Origin of the sequence: Nocardia sp. NPDC004068, from assembly GCF_042874315.1 — a bacterium.
Taxonomy (GTDB): Bacteria; Actinomycetota; Actinomycetes; order Mycobacteriales; family Mycobacteriaceae; genus Nocardia.
This window is the reverse complement of sequence record NZ_JBIAMW010000003.1, coordinates 429,220-446,750: the sequence shown is the minus strand read 5'-3', so window position 1 is coordinate 446,750 and position 17,531 is coordinate 429,220. Positions and strand designations below refer to the sequence as shown.

Sequence of the window (17,531 nt, the reverse complement as noted above, 5' to 3'; positions counted from 1 at the left end):
TGTGCGGGCATTTCTGCGGCAGGTGGGGGATGGCTTGGGGGAGGCTGTGGTCGCGGTGGGGGTGGCCGTTGTCGTGGGGGTGGTGGGGCTTTACGCGTTTTCAACCGTGCAGTGGCCTGCGTTCGGGTCGTCGAATGTGACGCGGGCGTTGACGACCGTCGGGCAGGTGGGGGCCGCGGGGTTCGTGGTGGGGGCGATTGTGGTGGCGCGGGTGCGGGGGTGGGGGTGGTGGGCGAAAGGGCTTGCGTGGGTGGGGGTTTCGGGGTTCGTCACGGTGACGTTGGGGATGCCGTTGGCGGCGACGAAGTTGTATCTGCTCGGGATCTCGGTGGATCAGGAGTTCCGGACCGAGTATCTGACCCGGCTGACCGATACCGCCGCGCCGCGGGATATGACCTACGCGGATCTGCCGCCGTTCTATCCGGCGGGGTGGTTCTGGATCGGCGGGCGGGTGGCGAATCTGCTCGGGCTGGCGGGGTGGGCGGCGTTCAAGCCGTACGCGATCGTGTCGCTGGCGGTGGCGGCGGTGCTCGCGACGGTGTTGTGGTCCAAGCTGATTCGGCCGGACCTGGCCGTCGCGGTGGGGGCGGCGACGACCGCGGTGATGGTGGCGTTCGCGTCGCCGGAGGCGTACAGCGCGGTGCTGGTGGTGCTGTTCGCGCCGAGCATGGTGCTGGCCTGGGGCGCGCTGTACCGGCCCGCCGAATGGGGTGCGGGCGAGCGGACCGGGACGGCGACCGCGCGCGGATGGGGCGCGGTCGTGGGGGCCGGGGTGTTCGTCGGCGTGTCGGGGATGTTCTACACCCTGTTCTTCGCGGTCGCGGCCTTCACCGTGGGCGTGATGGCGGTGGTGGCCTGGTGCGCGCTGCTGTGGCAGCGGCGATCCGACGCGATCCATCGGCGGCCCGCCGAGGACGCGCCGGGGCCGTGGCGGCTGCTGTGGCCGATCCTGGTGCGGCTCATCGTGATCGGCGCGATCGCGGGCGCGCTCACGCTGATCACCTGGGGTCCGTATCTGCTGCGGATGGCCTCGGGCCCGCGGCCGAGTGGCGGGACCGCCCTGCACTATCTGCCGGAATCCGGTGCGCGCCTGGCGTTCCCGATGTTCGACTTCACCCATCCGCTGCTGGGGGCGCTGTGCCTGCTGGGCACGATCTGGCTGGTGCTGCGGGTGGCGAGTTCGCGGCGGGCGCAGGCGCTGGCCGTGTCGGTGGCGGCGATCTACCTGTGGTCGCTGGGCTCGATGGCGGTCACCGCGGGCGGGACGACCCTGCTCGCGTTCCGGCTCGAGCCGATTCTCCAGGTGCTGCTGGCCGCCGCCGGAACCTTCGGCTTCGCCGAGGGGGCGCGCGCGCTGTATCAGGCCGTCGGCGAACCGGCCCGGCTGCGGGCGGCGGCCGCGGCCGTGGCGGTCCTGGGCGCGCTGGCGTTCACCCAGGACATCCCGGCCGTGCTGGCCACCGAGATCACCACCGCCTACACCGATACCGACGGCGACGGCGTCCGCGCGGACAAGCGCGCGCCCTCGGCGGTCACGCACTACCGCGCGATCGACGAGGCCCTGCGGACACAGACCGGACGCCCCCGCGACGAGACCGTCGTGCTCACCGCGGACACCAGTTTCCTCAGTTACTACCCGTACTACGGCTTCCAGGCGCTCACCTCGCACTACGCCAACCCGCTCGCCGATTTCGCGGGCCGAGCCGCGGCGATCAAACGGTGGAGCGAACTGAAGACCCCCGCGGAACTGATCGACGCGCTGAACCACTGCCCGTGGCGGGCGCCCGACGCGTTCGTGTTCCGGCGCAGCGGGGACGAGTACACGCTGCGGCTGTCGGAGGACGTCTACCCGAACGATCCGAATGTGCGCCGCTACACGGTGGCCTTCCCGAAGGCGCTGTTCGACGATCCCCACTTCCGAACCACCGACATCGGCCCGTTCACCCTCGTGGTCCGCGCCTGAGTGTCCTTGTGCACAGCCGATCGAACCTGTGCATAACACTGTGGAATCGGGCCTTTTCTTGTGGATAACTCCGCTTCCCGGGCGGCGGCTCCCAGCCTCGGCAGGTAGCCTGGGCCGCTGATCGTCGGCAAGAGGAGTTGCACCTGTGGTTGTGGGGCAGGAAGCGGATCGGATCGAGACGGGACGAATCGGCACCGCGGTGCCGGAGCGCGCGGCCACTCCCCCGGTGCGCCGCAGACGGTTTCGCAGACCGTCGGTCCCCGACCTCGCCGTCGCCGCCGCCTACACGGCCCTGGCCGTCCTGGTGCTGTCGGGCCAGTGGCGCGACACCGACCACGGCTATCTCATCAAGAGCGGCCAGGACCAGACCATGTGGGAGTGGTTCTTCGCCGAGACCGCGCACGCGGTGGCCCATCTGAACAATCCGCTCGGCACGAATCTCCAGAACTTCCCCGACGGCGTGAACATGATGGCGAACACGGCCTCGTTCGGCGTCGGGGTGCCGCTCACCCCGGTCACCCTGCTGTTCGGGCCGACGGTGACGTTCGTGCTCGTGCTCACCCTGGGCCTGGCCGGAACCGCCTACGCCTGGTACTGGCTGTTCTCCCGCGAACTCGTCGCCTCCCGGGCGGGAGCGGCCGTGGGCGGACTGTTCTGCGGCTTCGCCCCGGCCATGATCTCGCACGCGAGCGCGCACCCGAATTTCGTGGTGCTGGCCGCGCTTCCGGTCATCGCCGGGCTGCTGATCCGGATGGCCCGCCGGGTGCTCGACGGCGAATCCGCCACGCTCGGGCGGCGGGCGCGCGAGGCCGGGCTGCTCGGGCTGCTCGTGGCGTTCCAGATCGCGCTCGGCGAGGAACCGCTGCTGATCTTCGCGCTGGCGTTCGGTCTGTTCGCGGTCGTGTACTACCTGCACCGGCCGCGCGACGGGTGGCGGGTGCTGCGCGGGCTCGCCCCGACCGTCGCGGGGGCCGCGCTGATCACGGTGGCGCTCACCGTGATTCCGCTGTGGTGGCAGTTCTTCGGGCCGCAGAGCTACCGCTCGATCGACCACGGCCCGATGGGCAACGATCTGAAGGCGTTGACGCAGTTCCCGTCCGAATCGCTGGGCGGGGTGTTCGCGCCCGGCCAGAACGTGGCGATCAATCCGACCGAGCAGAACGCCTACTTCGGCTGGCCGCTGCTGGGCCTGGTCGCGGTGACGGCCGTGCTGCTGTGGCGCGACCGGGTGGTGCGGGCGGCCGCGGTGGTGATCGTGGCGTTCGGCGTGCTGTCGCTGGGCGCGCAGGCCGTCATCGGCAAGCGGCCGACCGGAATCAGCCTGCCCTGGAAGTGGATCGAACACCTGCCGCTGCTGAACACGGTCCTCGAGACCCGCTTCGTGATGGCGGCGATTCCGGCGATCGCCGCGATCCTGGCCGTCGCCACCACCCGCGCCCTCGGCTATTGGCAAGTGGCGCTGACGGATTGGCGGCCGCTGACCTGGTTCGCGGCGCTCGCGCTCGCACTGGTCCCGCTGACCCCGACGGTGCTGCCGGTGGTGCACCGCGCGGCGACGCCCTCGTTCTTCACCGACGGGACCGTCGACGAGTACGTCGACAACGGTTCGGTCGTGATCGCGCCGCCGCCGACCCGGCTCGACGCCTGGCCGTTGCGGTGGCAGATCGACGGCGGATTCCGATTCCCGCTCGCCGGAGGCTATTTCGTGGGCCCGACCGCGGACAAGAAGGGCCGCTACGGACCCGACGACCGGCCGACCGCCGCACTGCTCATGCAGGCGCAGCAGAGCGGTCGGATTCCCGCGATCGACGAGCGGGTGCGCGCGCAGGCCCGGGAGGATCTGCGGTACTGGCGGGCCGATGTGGTGGTGCTGCCGCCCACGCCGCAGGGCGACGTGCTGCACGCGACGCTCGATCAGCTGTTGTTCCCGGGTCGCTACGACGACGGCATGTGGGTCTGGGATGTGCGCGGGCGGTAGCTAGCATCGTCGATCGTGCGCGCTGACTCTGCCCGGATGGCCCGTGTCCGCCTGATAGCCCTCGTGTCCGGGGTGCTCGGCATCCTGCTGGCGGTGCTGACGCCCCTGCTGCCGGTGCGGCAGGACCGGGCGAGCCTGGACTGGCCGCAGCCGGGAGCGGTGAACGTGGACGCGCCGCTGGTCTCCTACGTTCCGCTGGAACTGCGGGCGTCGGTGCCGTGCGCCGCCTTCCGCGATCTGCCGTCCGGCACGGTCGTCGCGACCGTCGCCCCCACCGCGCCGAACGCGACCTCGAAGGGGTTGGTGGCCAAGGTGACCGGCGATCCGGGCGCGGACCGGACGCTGTCGGTGCTGCTGCGCGACATTCCGCTGGTGTCCGCGTCGCTCAGCGAGGTCGGCGGCTGCGACCGGTTGTCGGTGGTGTCCACCGCGACGGCCACGACCGCGGAGCTGACCGGCGTGCAGCGCCGCGACGGCACCCCGTTCACCTCGACCGTGGGCGGGGATGTGCGGCCCCAGATCGTCGGCGTGTTCACCGATCTGGATCGGGCGCGCCTGGGCGACGCGGGGCTGCACGCGGACATCGACTCGCGATTCTCGTCGAGTCCGTCGTGGCTCAAACTCGCCGCGATCGTCGGCGCGGTGCTGTTCACCCTGATCGCGCTGTGCTGCCTGCATTTCGTCGACACCGCCGACGGCCGCCGGGCGCGGCGGTTCCTGCCCGCGCACTGGTGGCGGTTCACCCTCACCGACGCGGTGGTGCTGGGCACGCTGCTGCTGTGGCATGTGATCGGCGCGAACACCTCCGACGACGGCTACATCCTGAACATGGCTCGGGCGTCGCGGCATTCGGGCTACATGTCGAACTACTACCGCTGGTTCGGGGTGGCGGAGGCGCCGTTCGGCTGGCCGTACGAGGTGCTGGCGTGGATGACCCGGGTCAGCGACTCGAGCCCGTGGATGCGGCTGCCCGCGCTGCTGGCCGGGGTGGCGTGCTGGCTGGTGATCAGCCGGGAGGTGTTGCCGCGCTTGGGTTCCCGGGTGCGCCGCGACGCCGTCGCGCGGTGGACGGCCGGGCTGGTGTTCCTGGTCGCGTGGCTGCCCTACGACAACGGGCTGCGCCCGGAACCGCTGATCGCGCTCGGCGCGCTGCTCACCTGGTGTGCCGTCGAACGCTCGATCGCCACCGGGCGACTGCTGCCCGCCGCGCTCGGCGTGCTGATCGCCGCCTTCTCGCTCGCGGCCGGGCCGACGGGGCTGATCTGCCTCGCGGCCCTGATCGCCGGATCGCGACCGGTGTTGCGGCACATCATCGCTCGCGCCCGGCTCGGCCGGGGGTCGGCGATCCCGCGGTACGGCGCGGCGCTGGCGCCCGGGATCGCGGCCGGAACCCTGGTCCTGGTGGTCGTTTTCGCCGATCAGACGCTCGCCTCGGTGCTGGAGGCGACGCGGGTGCGCACCCTCGTGGGCCCGAACGTGGCGTGGTTCGACGAACGCACGCGCTGGGATTCGCTGCTGATGCTGTCGCCGGACGGCTCGCTGGCGCGGCGGTTCGGCATTCTGGGCATGTTGCTGTGCCTGGGCGTGTGCGTGCTGGTCATGTTGCGCAAGGGCGGGCGGGTGCCGGGCACCTCGCGCGGGCCCTCGGCGCGGATTCTCGGCATCGTGTTCATGTCGCTGCTGCTGATGATGTTCACGCCCACCAAGTGGACCCACCACTTCGGCGTGTACGCGGGGCTGGCCGGATCGCTGGCCGCGCTGACCGCGATCGCGGTGGGCGTCAACGGGATTCGCGCGCCCTACAACCGGTCGCTGTTCGCGGCGGCGGTGTTCTTCCTGCTCGCGATCACCTTCACCGGGTCCAACGGCTGGTGGTACGTGTCCAGTTACGGGGTGCCGTGGTGGGACAAGGCGCCGGTGATCGCCGGGAAGGGCCTGTCCACGCTGTTCCTCGGGCTGGCCGTGCTGTGCCTGCTGTTCGCGGCTTGGCGCTACTACCGCGAACCGTATCGAAAGGCCGAGGGGCGCAGGCGGTTCGACCGGTTCGCCGTCGAGCCGCTGACCGTCGCGGCCGCGGTCATGGTGCTGTTCGAGGTGGCGTCGCTGGGCAAGGCCGCGCTCACCCAGTACCCGGCGTACTCGATCGCGAAATCGAATATCCGTGCGCTGGGCGGTGATTCGTGCGGGCTGGCCGACGACGTGCTGGTCGAGACCGATACCGCCGATTCGCTGCTGCACCCCTACACCGGCTCCGACGCCGACGGCCTGGCCGCCGAGAATGTCGGCTTCACCCCCGACGGGGTGGCGAGCGACCTCACCGCCGACGCCGAGGAGACCGTCAGCGGCGGCGCCAATTCCATCGACAGCAAATCGGAGAACAAGACCACCAACACCACCCAGGCGGGCACCGGCGGCGGCACCGTGGACCGGCCCGGCGTCAACGGCAGCACGGTCGCGCTGCCGTTCGGCCTGGATCCGGCCCGCACCCCGGTGCTGGGCAGCTACGTCACCAAGGACAAGCGACAGGCCCACCTCACCTCCCAGTGGTACCGCCTGGATCTGGCCGCGGCCCGCGCCGACGCCGCGCGCAAACTGCTCGTGGTGACCGCGGCGGGGCGGATCAAATCGGTGAACAAGGACGGGGTGGTCACCTACGGTCAGGATCTGCGCGTCGAATTCGCGCACCGCGACGACGACGGCACCGAGCGGGCACTGGGCTCGTTCGTGCCGCTGGACATCGGCGGCGGCCCGTCGTGGCGGAACATGCGGGTGCCGCTGGATCGAATCCCCGCCGACGCCAACGCCGTTCGCATCGTGGCCGTCGCCGCCGATCTCACCCCGAAGCAGTGGCTCGCGGTCACCCCGCCGCGCGTACCCCGGCTGGCCACGCTGGATTCGGTGGTCGGGCGCGACGCCCCCGTGCTCGAGGACTGGCACGTCGGCCTGGCCTTCCCGTGTCAGCGGCCGTTCGATCACAAGGACGGGGTCGCCGAGGTCCCGGCCTGGCGCATCCTGCCCGACCGGGTCGGCTCCGACGCCTCCAACGCCTGGCAGGACGACATCGGCGGCGGCCCGCTCGGCTGGACCGGCCTGCTGCTCTCCGCCCGGACCGTGCCCGCGTATCTGAACGACGACTGGGGCCGGGACTGGGGTTCGCTGGAACGGTTCACCCCGTACGTGTCCGGCACCGCCCCGGCCACCGTCGGCGTGCGCGTCGAGAACCGCTGGGGCTGGGCGCAGGACGGTCCCATCAAGGCCCGGTAACAGGATGCGGCGTCGAGGTGCCCAGTGAAGGCGGTCACTCACAGGACGGGCAGATAACATCACCAACCGTGCCCGACGCCGCAACCGTTGTCTTGACCGAACCGAGGGCCGCCGCCAGCCCGGCGACACCGCGGGATTTCCGAACCGCCCGCCTGATCGCGCTGGTCGCGGGTCTGCTGGGTGCGCTGTGCGCGCTCGCGACGCCGTTCCTGCCGGTCCAGCAGACCACGGCCGAGGTGAACTGGCCGCAGGGCGGGACGATCGGCAACGTCGAGGCGCCGCTGATGGCGCAGGTCCCCATCGACCTGTCCGCGTCCATCCCGTGCTCGCTCGTCGCGCAGCTGCCGCAGGGCATCGTGCTCAACACCGCGCCGCCGCAGGGGGATCGGGCCGCGCTGGAGGGCCTGTTCGTCCGGATCACCCCGGATTCGGTGGACGTCATGGACCGCAACGCCATCGTGGCGTCGGCGAAGCGGTCGCAGATCGGCGACTGCACCGCGATCACCATCGCCTCCGACATCCAGCGCACGCACGCCGCGTTCGAGGGCATCGGGGTCGAGGGCACCCTCAACGGTGACCTGCGGCCGCAGGTGGTCGGCGTCTTCTCCGATCTGAAGGGCCCCGCCCCGGCCGGGCTGTCGTTCCACATGACCGTCGACACCCGCTTCACCTCGACACCGACCTGGATCAAGCTCACCGCGATGATCGTCGCGGTGCTGTGCACGCTGCTCGCGCTCGGCGCGCTGGCCCGGCTCGACACCAGCGACGGCCGCGGCCACCGGCGCGTCCTGCCCGCGCACTGGCTGAAGCCGACCTGGGCCGACGGCGCGGTGATCGGCACGCTGCTGCTGTGGCACTTCGTGGGCGCCAACACCTCCGACGACGGCTACATCCTGTCCATGGTCCGGGTCGCGCCGCACGCGGGCTATCTGGCCAACTACTTCCGCTGGTACGGCGTGCCGGAGGCGCCCTTCGGCTGGTACTACTACGTGATCCAGCTGTTCGCGCAGGTCTCCACCGCGAGCTTCTGGGTGCGGATCCCCGCCACGCTGTGCGCGATCCTGTGCTGGCTGGTGATCAGCCGCGAGGTGGTGCCCCGGCTCGGGCGCGGCGTGCGGAACTCGAACGTGGCGTTGTGGACCGGCGGGCTGGTGTTCCTGGCGTTCTGGCTGCCCTACGACAACGGCCTGCGCTCGGAGCCGATCGTGGCGCTGGGTGCGCTGCTGACCTGGGTGTCCATCGAACGGGCCATCGCCACCGGGCGACTGCTGCCCGCGGCGGTGGCGGTGCTGGTGGCGGCGTTCACCCTGGCCGCCGCGCCGACCGGATTGATGTGCGTGGCCGCGCTGCTCGCCGGGATCCGGCCGCTGGTGCGGATCGTGGTGCGCCGCCATCGGGCGGCCGCGGCGCAGGCGCGCAGCGGCTTCTTCGCGACGATGTGGGGCTCGTCGCTCCCGCTGCTGGCGCCCATCGCCGCCGCGGGATTCCTGGTGCTCACCGCCGTCTACACCGATCAGACCTTCGCCGGGATCCAGGAGGCCAATCGCGTCCGGCAGGTGACCGGGCCCAATCTGGCCTGGTACGAGGACTATCTGCGGTACTACTACCTGTTCGTGCAGACCGTGGACGGTTCGGTGTCGCGCCGGTTCGCCTTCCTGGTGATGATCCTGTGCCTGGTGACCACCGCGCTGGTGCTGCTGCGGCGGCGCCGGGTGCCGGGCATCTCCAGCGGTCCGGCGTGGCGGCTCATCGGCGTGGTGTTCGGGACGATCTTCTTCATGATGTTCAACCCGACGAAGTGGACCCACCACTTCGGCGCCTACGCGGGCGTGGCGGGTTCGCTGGCCGCGGTGACGGCCGTGGCGGTGTCGGCGACGGCGTTGCGATCGCGCAAGAACCGCACGGTCTTCCTCGCCGCGCTGCTGTTCGTGCTGGCGCTGACGTTCTCCGGCATCAACGGCTACTGGTACGTGTCCAGCTACGGCGTGCCGTGGTTCGACAAGACCGTCTCGCTGCACGGCCGGCAGTCCAACACGATCGTGCTCATCCTGTTCGGCCTGGCGCTGGCGCTGGTCGCCTGGCAGGCGCTGCGCGAGGACTACACGAAACCGCCCGCGAGCCCGAAGACCGCGCGCGGCAGGCGGATTCGCCGGTTCGCGGCCATCCCGCTGACCGTGATCGCCGCGCTCATGGTGGCCTTCGAGGTGCTGTCGCTGGTGAAGGGCGCGGCCACCCAGTACCCGGCGTACTCGCTGGCCCGCTCGAATTTCGATGCGCTGGGCGGCAATTCGTGCGGACTCGCCAATGACGTTCTGGTGGAGGCGGATCCGAACGCGGGCCGGTTGACCCCGATCATCGACCCGGCGAATCCGCCGAAGAACGACGACCCGCTCGCGGGCGCGGACCCGACCGGCTTCGACCCCAACGGCGTGCCGACCGATCTGAAGGCCGATTCGGTCGAGGTGAAGCCGGGCACCGGCAACACCTCCAACCAGTCGGTGGGCGCCAACTTCGCCGAGGGCCAGAACGCGGGCACCGGCGGCGGCACCATCGCCGAGGCCGGGGTCAACGGCAGCACCGTGGCGCTGCCGTTCGGGCTGAATCCGAAGACCACCCCGATCCTGGGCAGCTATCAGCAGGGCATCCAGCAGCCCGCGCACCTCACCTCGAGCTGGTACGGACTGCCCGCGCGGTCGGACGACGCGCCGCTGGTGGTGATCTCGGCCGCCGGGCGCATCCTGTCCTTCGACCAGACCGGGGCCATGCAGTACGGCCAGGATCTGCAACTGGAGTACGGCAAGCGGCAGCCCGACGGGAGCGTGACCGCCGAGGGCAAGTACGTGCCGCGCGATATCGGCCCGGCCCCCTCGTGGCGCAATCTGCGGGTGCCGCTCGCGGAGCTGTCGCCCGACGCCGACGCGGTCCGCATCGTCGCCAACCGCAATGTGCTCATCGGCGACCAGTGGCTGGCCTTCACTCCGCCGCGGGTGCCGAAACTGGTGTCGCTCAACGACTTCCTGGGCTCGAAGCAGCAGGTGCTCGAGGACTGGGCGGTCGGCCTGCAATTCCCGTGCCAGCAGCCGTTCCTGCACCGCGACGGCGTGGCGACCATGCCCGGCTACCGCATCAAGCCGGACCGGCCGCTGGCGGTCAGCTCCACCGACACCTGGCAGGCCGAGGAGTTCGGCGGCCCGCTCGGCTTCGCCAACATGCTGGCCGGGGCGACGACCGTCCCGACCTATCTGAAGGACGACTGGGCGCGCGACTGGGGTTCGCTGGAACGCTACGACCGGTACTACACCGACGCCCGGCCCGCCCGGGTGGAGACCGGTACCACCACCCGTTCGGGATTCTGGACGCCGGGTCGGATGCGGGTGTTCTGATCAGTGCTCGACGCGGGCACACCACTCGTAGACGGGCAGGGAACCCTCCGGGGTTTCCTGCCACCGCGGGGTCACTCTGAAGCGCTCGTACCCGCCGTTGAACCGCACGCGCAGTTCGATGCCCGGCGGGGTGATCGGCACGATCCGTTGCGGCAGGTCGGCGGGCCCGCCCTCTAGTACGGCCTTCGGTGAGCTACCCATAGCTGAAGGCTCTCACACGGCGACCGGTCGGCCGGGCGAATCCGCGAAAGACACGCGCCCGGCGATCGGCCGCCGTCGCCGCTACAGCGGCAGCAGATGATGCTTGCGCGGATTGCGGTAGATCTTCTTGTCGCGCAGCAGATGCAGGGCCTTGCGGATCTCGAGCCGCGTGGTCGCGGGATCGATGACGGCGTCGATGTAGCCGCGCTCGGCGGCGACCCAGGGGGTGGCGACCGTCGTGTTGTAGAAGTCGATCATCTGCTTGCGGATCGCGTCGCGCTGCTCCTCGGGCGCGGCCTCGATCTGCTTGCGCCCGATCAGGCTCACCGCGCTCTCCGCGCCCATCACCGCGATGCGCGCGGTCGGCCACGCCAGGTTGACGTCCGCGCCCAGCTGTTTGGAGCCCATCACGGCGTAGCCGCCGCCGTAGGACTTGCGGATCACCACCGTCACCTTGGGCACGGTCGCCTCCACGAAGGAGAACAGGAAGCGGCCGCCGCGCTTGATGACGCCGATCTTCTCCTGTTCCACGCCGGGCAGGAAGCCGGGCGTGTCGACGACGAACACCAGCGGGATCTCGAACGCGTCGCACATCCGCACGAAGTGCGCGGCCTTGTCGGAGGCCCGCGCGTCCAGCGCGCCCGCGTAGACCATCGGCTGATTGGCGACCACGCCGACGCTGCGCCCGTCCACCCGCGCGAAGCCGGTGATGACATTGAGCCCGGCCTGCGCGCCGATCTCGTGGAAATCGCCGTCGTCGAAGATCCGCAGCAGGATCTCGTGCATGTCGTAGGCGGCGTTGTCGGAGTCGGGCACGATGCCGTTGAGTTCGAGGTCGCTGTCGGTGATCTCGGGTTCCATCCCCGGATTCACGATCGGCGGCAGTTCCTGGCAGCTCGACGGCAGATAGCTCAGGTAGTGGCGGACCCAGTCGAACGCCGCCTGCTCATCCTTGGCGACGTGATGGATGTTGCCGTACTCGGCCTGGCTGTGCGCGCCGCCGAGCTCCTCGAGCGAGACGTCCTCGCCGGTGACCTCGCGGATCACCTTGGGCCCGGTGACGAACATGTACGCCTCTTCGGTGGCGACCACGACGTCGGTGTTGATCGGCGCGTACACCGCGCCGCCCGCGCAGCTGCCCAGGATCATCGACACCTGCGGCACCAGCCCCGACAGCGGCTCCTGCCGGCGGCCCATCTGGGCGTACCAGGCCAGCGAGGTCACCGCCTCCTGCACGCGCGCGCCGCCGGAGTCGTTGATGCCGACCACCGGGCAGCCGACCTTGGCCGCGAAGTCCATGACCGCGGCCACCTTCCGGCCGAACATCTCCCCCACCGAACCGCCGTAGACGGTCTGGTCGTGGGAGAACACGGCGACCGGGCGGCCGTCGACCATGCCGTGCCCGGTCACCACGCCGTCGCCGTAGAGGGCGTTCTTGTCGCCCGGATTGCGCACGAGCGCACCGATTTCCACGAAGGTGCCGGGATCCAGCAACATGTTGATCCGCTCGCGGGCCGAGGGGATGCCCTTGCGGACCCGCTTGGCCACCCCCGCTTCCCCCGCCGGTTCCTGCGCGAGCTCATGCTTCTTACGCAGGTCGGCGAGTTTCTCGGCGGTCGTACTCACTTGTCTCCCTTCCCGATGTCCGCGAGCTTGCGGGTGAGGTCGGCACCGATGGTGGCGATGCGCGGCTCGTCGACGATCTGGAGATGATCGCCCGGGATGCGCACGACCTCCAAATTGGGGATGAATTCGTCCCAGCCGCCGTTGGGGCGGCGGTCGGCGTAGCGCGGCTCGAGTTCGATGATCCCGTCGTGATACCGGTCTGCCAGGTAGAGCACGGTCTCCCCGTCGTATCGGGTGGGATGCACCTTCTGCAGTTCCCGGCCCTCGATCCACGACGTGCGCTGATGTTCGAGCACGCCGCCGGGGATCTGCGCGCCCGAGAACTTGATCAGCTCCAGGACGATCTGGAACTGGTCCTCGTCGCTGGCGGCCGCCAGTTCCGCGAGCTGCTCATCGTCCAGTTCGCCGGGGATGTTGTAGGTCTTCTTCGCGAAGTCCTGGTACCGCTTCACCCGCTGCAACCGCTCGTCGGGGCTGTTGTCCTCGAGCTGGGTCGGCAAGGCCAGGTCGATCAGGCCCACCAAGCGCACATCCGAGCCCTCGGAGCGCATGATCTGGGCGACCTGAAGCGCGAAGACCGCGCCCAGCGACCACCCGTACAGCACATACGGCCCCTCGGGCTGGAGCTTGCGGATCTCGGGAACGTATTGCCGCGCCCGCTCCTCGATCGAGCCCTCCACCCGCTCGAAGCCGTACATCGGGGTGTCGGCGGGCAGGCGGCGCAGCAGCGGCTCGTAGACCAGGGTGTTGCCGCCGGAGGGATGGAACACGAAGACCGGCACGGCATTCGAGCCCTCGGCGCGCGGGCGCAGGGTGCGCACGAAACCGTCGACGTCGCCGCCGGAGTCCTGATGTTCGCGCACGACATTCGACAGCTGCTCGATGGTCCGGCGGTCGCGCACCGCCGCCACATCGATCGTCGCGCCGACGCGTTCGGACAGCCGCTCGGCCAGCTTGCGGGCGGTGTCCTCGTCGAGGCTCGGCAGGGGGGTGAAGATGCCGCCCGCGGACTTTCCGGTCACCATCGCCCAGGTGCCGAAGGTCAGCCGTTCGGCGGCGTCGCGCGGCGGGACGTTGTCGCCCTCGACCGAATCCGGTTCGGCGGCAACGGGTTCGGGCTCGGCCTGCGCGGCCTGTTCGGCCTGCGCCCGCACCGCGGCGGCCGGATCCTCGCCCGCCTCCATCGCGGCGCGCGCGGCGGCCACGAAGTCGTCGTCCACGGTCAGCGAACCGCCCTCGGCCGCTTGCTTCTCCGCCATCGCGCGGATCTCGTCGCGGTGCTCGATGGCGTAGCGCAGCACCTTGGCGACCTCGTGCAGGCTGGCGTCGCGCACGGCCTGGACCTGCAATTGCGGGATGTCGAACTCGTATTCCACGCGGTTCTTGATGCGCATGGCCATGAGCGAGTCCAGGCCCAGTTCCATGAGGGGGATCTCCATCGGGAGGTCCTCCACGGCATAGCCCATGGATTCGGCGACGATGGTGGCGAGGCGGTCCTCGACGGTCTGACCGCTCGCGGGATCCCAACGCTCACCGAAGGATTCGACGACCGCCGGTTCGGCGACCGGGGTGGTCGCCGGGGCGGGCGTGCTCGGCGCGGACTCCGGCAGCGGCGCGCCCGAGGTGATCACCGCGTCGAACAGCAGCCGGAAACCGGCACCCTCCTTGGCGTGCACCTGGACCGACGCGCCGCCCGGATGCGGGGTGAGGGTGGTGGTCAGGGTGCCCGCGGCCGGAACGGGGGCGTGGATGATGGACGCGCCGACGGTGACATCGGCCAGCACCTGCGTCGCGGCGGCACGGACCAACGCGGCCGGATCGGTGACGGCGGTGGCCGCGACCTCCCAGGCGTGGCGGCCGTCGGGCAGCGCCACATGCGCGCCGGGCACCCGGCCGGTGCCGGAACCCGCGGCCACGCTCACCGTGGGCCAGTACTCCTTGCGCAGGAACGCCGTACGCGGCACGTCGGCGTAGTCGCCCGCGGGCAGCAGCGAGGACAGATCCACCGGATGACCCTGCACGTAGAGCTGCGCCAGCGCCGAGACGATATTGGCGGAGTCGTCCTCCTTGCGCTTGAGCGTGGGGATCAGCGCGGCATTGTGCACACCGGCCGCGAAGGTGGTGCCCAGCACCTGCATCAGCGCCACCGAATGCGGGGCGATCTCCAGGTAGGTGGTGATGCCGTTGTCCACCGCGGCCTGGATGGCGTAGGTGAAGTTCACCGGGCGGCGCATGTTCGCCACCCAGTAGTCCACATCGTGCACCGGATCCGAGCCCGCGCGGTAGATCGCGGACTTGTGCACCGTCGAGTACAGGTCGACGGTCGGGCGGCCCGGCTCGATGCCCGCGAGTTCGGCGGCCAATTCGCCCAGCAGCGGGTCCATCTGGGAGGTGTGCCCCGCGCCGCGGGTCTGTAGCACGCGGGCGAATTTGCCCTCGGCCTCGGCGCGGGCGACCACGGCCTGCACCTGATCCGGCGGGCCGCCGATGACGGTGTTGGTCGGCGCGGCGTACACCGCGACCTCGAGATCGGGGTAGTCGGCGATGACCTTCTCGATGTCCTCGGCGCTGTACTCCACCAGCGCCATATTGCGGACCTCGTCGTCGGTGATCATCGCCTCGCCCTCGCCCATCAGGCGGGAGCGGGCGCAGATGACGCGCACGGCGTCCTCGAGGTTCATGCCGCCGCAGACGTAGGAGGCCGCGGCCTCGCCCTGCGAATGCCCCACCACCGCTTCGGGTTCCGCGCCGTGCGCGCGCAGCAGCGCGGCGAGGCCGACCTGGATGGTGAACACGCCGACCTGCGAGGTGCCGACATCCCAGTCCTGGGCGTCGTCGAGGATCATCTCCTTGACCGAGTACCCGGCCTCGTCCTGCACCAGCTCGTCGACCTCGTCGACGGTGCGGGCGAAGATCGAGTTCTCCAGGTAGAGCTTCTTGCCCATCTTGCGGTGATGCGAGCCGAACCCGCCGAACACCCACATGGGTCCGCGCACGGCGGGCGCGTCGGCGGTGAACACGCCCTGGCCGGGCTTCCCGGCGGCGAGCGCGCGCAGGCCGGTGATCGCCTCCTCGCGGGTGGTGGCCAGCACCGCGCCCCGGGAGCGGCCGTGATTGCGCTTGGCCAGCGAGCGGGCGACGTCCTGGAGCGAGACCGCTTGTCCCGCTTCGGATTCCAGCCAGTCGGCCAGATCGGCGGCGGCGCGGCGGCGGCGCGAGGGCAGGTAGGCGGAGACCGGGAGGATCACCGGGAGCGGATCGGTGCGCTCGGCGGTCCATTCGGGTTCGGGGGCCTCCGCCACCAGGATCGCCTCGGCGTCGGCGACGACGTCGGTGGTCTCGTTGTCGAGATCGGTTGCCTCCGTGGCCGTTTCGGGGACCTCGGGGGCGACGGGGGCGGGCTTGTACTCCTGGATGACCAAATGGGCGTTGGTACCGCCGAAGCCGAACCCGGAGACGCCGATGGTGGCGGTGCCGCTGTAGCGGGGGAATTCGGTGGGTTCGTCGACGACCTTCAGGTGCGCCTGGTCCCACGGGATGTAGGGGTTGGGGCCCGTGTAGTTGACGCTCGGCGGAATGACGTTGTGCTGCAACGACATGATCACCTTGGCCAGGCTGGCCGCGCCCGCGCCGGACTCCAGGTGACCGAAGTTGGACTTGGCCGACCCCAGCAGCGCGGGCCGGTCCGCGGGGCGTCCGCGACCGACCACGCGACCGAGCGCGTCCGCCTCGATGGGGTCGCCCAGCAGGGTGCCGGTGCCGTGCGCCTCGATGTAATCCACACTGCCGGGGGCGATTCCGGCGTCCCGGTAGGCGCGGCGCAGCACCTCGGCCTGCGCGTCGGGATTCGGCGCGAGCAGGCCGTTGGACCGGCCGTCGTTGTTGACCGCGGAACCCTTGATGACGGCCAGGATTCGATCGCCGTCGCGTTCGGCGTCGGCCAGGCGCTTGAGCACCACCAGGCCGCCGCCCTCGGAGCGGACCATACCGTCGGCGTCGGCGGAGAACGCCTTGATGTGGCCGTCCTTGGCGACCGCGCCATTGGCGTCGAAGCCGAGGGTGGCGAACGGCGCGATCAACATGTTCACCCCGCCCGCGAGGGCGAGATCGGCATTGCCGCCGCGCAGCGCCTGCACCGCCTCGTGCACGGCGACCAGCGTGGACGAGCACGCGGTGTCCACCGAGACCGACGGGCCGCGGAAGTCGAAGAAGTAGGAGACGCGGTTGGGGATGATGGACGAGACGCTGCCCATGATGCCGTAGGCCGACGCCGACGCGGGGGTGTCCGAATCCGCTTGCGCCCCAGCCGACATCGCGGCCAGGAACATGAAGTCGTTACCCGACGACCCGATGTACACCCCCACCGGCTTGCCCTTGAGCTCGTTGGCCGGAATCCTGGCGTGCTCCAACGCTTCCCAGGTCAGCTCCATCATGAGCCGCTGCTGCGGATCGACCCGCTCGACCTCGATCGGCGACATGGCGAAGAACTCCGCGTCGAAACCCTTCACCACCTCCTGGTCGAGGTAGCCACCGCGGGTGTTGGCTTGCGCGATCACCTCGGCCAGTTCGGGTTCGGCGGTGAACTCCGACCAGCGGCCCTCGGGCCGTTCGCGGATGGCGTCGCCGCGATTGATCAGGAACTCCCAGGTGGATTCGGGGGTGTCCCCCGCCCCGGGCAGCCGGGTGGCCAGCCCCACGATCGCGATGTCGTGCGCCTGCCCCGGCTGATAGCCCGCGGTGTAGAACGCCTCGTCCACCGCCTCCTCGGCGACCTCGGGCTCGCCGTTGATGATGCGCTCGGCCAGCGACGCGATCGTCGGATGCTGGTAGACGATCGTGGCGTTGAGCATCACGCCGGTGAGGTCCTCGATGTCGCCGCCGAGGGCGAGGGCATCGCGCGAGGCCAGGCCGAACTCCTCCATCGGCCGGTCCACGGTGATCTGATCGATGGGCTGGCCGGTCGCCTCGGCGACCCAGCGGCGCAACCACTCACGCAGGTCGGCCACCGACATATCGGTGCCCGGTTTGTCGGCGACCGCCTCCACTGCGTCGGCGGCGGTCTCGGTCGTCTGGGTGCCCTCGTTGTCAGCCATCAATTCCTCAAGCTACCTGGGGG

General features: G+C 70.4%; 7 protein-coding genes. 4 read left to right on the top strand and 3 right to left on the bottom strand.

Annotated elements, in window-relative coordinates; all coding sequences use genetic code 11:
* Position 1 precedes the first annotated feature (1 nt).
* The 4 genes from ACFYTQ_RS09565 (at position 2) to ACFYTQ_RS09550 (ending at position 10,588) form a co-directional block, all read left to right on the top strand.
* Positions 2-1,963: an arabinofuranosyltransferase gene (locus tag ACFYTQ_RS09565; protein ID WP_387358701.1), complete on the top strand. Its 1,962-nt coding sequence runs from the start codon at positions 2-4 to the stop codon at positions 1,961-1,963.
* 145 nt (positions 1,964-2,108) lie between these two features.
* Positions 2,109-3,941 (top strand): glycosyl transferase, encoded by a 1,833-nt coding sequence (locus ACFYTQ_RS09560; RefSeq protein ID WP_387358699.1) that lies wholly within the window; start codon positions 2,109-2,111, stop codon positions 3,939-3,941.
* A gap of 36 nt (positions 3,942-3,977) precedes the next feature.
* Complete coding sequence (locus ACFYTQ_RS09555) at positions 3,978-7,205, top strand: arabinosyltransferase domain-containing protein (protein WP_387359197.1); 3,228 nt, start codon at positions 3,978-3,980, stop codon at positions 7,203-7,205.
* Between the two features lie 68 nt (positions 7,206-7,273).
* The gene (locus ACFYTQ_RS09550) at positions 7,274-10,588 is read left to right on the top strand and encodes an arabinosyltransferase domain-containing protein (RefSeq protein WP_387358697.1); all 3,315 of its coding nucleotides are present in this window, start codon (positions 7,274-7,276) and stop codon (positions 10,586-10,588) included.
* Here the strand turns inward: ACFYTQ_RS09550 and ACFYTQ_RS09545 are convergent, their stop codons facing one another.
* The 3 genes from ACFYTQ_RS09545 to pks13 all read right to left on the bottom strand — a co-directional run bounded on the left by ACFYTQ_RS09545 (position 10,589) and on the right by pks13 (position 17,508).
* Complete coding sequence (locus ACFYTQ_RS09545) at positions 10,589-10,789, bottom strand: DUF5988 family protein (RefSeq protein WP_387358695.1); 201 nt, start codon at positions 10,787-10,789, stop codon at positions 10,589-10,591.
* Positions 10,790-10,870: 81 nt separating this feature from the next.
* Entirely contained in the window at positions 10,871-12,415 is a 1,545-nt protein-coding gene (locus ACFYTQ_RS09540) for an acyl-CoA carboxylase subunit beta (RefSeq protein ID WP_387358692.1), read from the bottom strand.
* Complete coding sequence (gene pks13 / locus ACFYTQ_RS09535) at positions 12,412-17,508, bottom strand: polyketide synthase Pks13 (protein WP_387358690.1); 5,097 nt, start codon at positions 17,506-17,508, stop codon at positions 12,412-12,414. The genes ACFYTQ_RS09540 and pks13 overlap by 4 nt, the downstream gene beginning before the upstream one ends.
* Positions 17,509-17,531 lie beyond the last annotated feature (23 nt).

What these genes read in the sequence shown, in the direction of transcription:
- ACFYTQ_RS09545 (WP_387358695.1), bottom strand. Translation starts at nt 10,789, where the DNA reads ATGGGTAGCTCACCGAAGGCCGTACTAGAGGGCGGGCCCGCCGACCTG.
- pks13 (WP_387358690.1), bottom strand. Translation starts at nt 17,508, where the DNA reads ATGGCTGACAACGAGGGCACCCAGACGACCGAGACCGCCGCCGACGCA.
- ACFYTQ_RS09555 (WP_387359197.1), top strand. Translation starts at nt 3,978, where the DNA reads ATGGCCCGTGTCCGCCTGATAGCCCTCGTGTCCGGGGTGCTCGGCATC.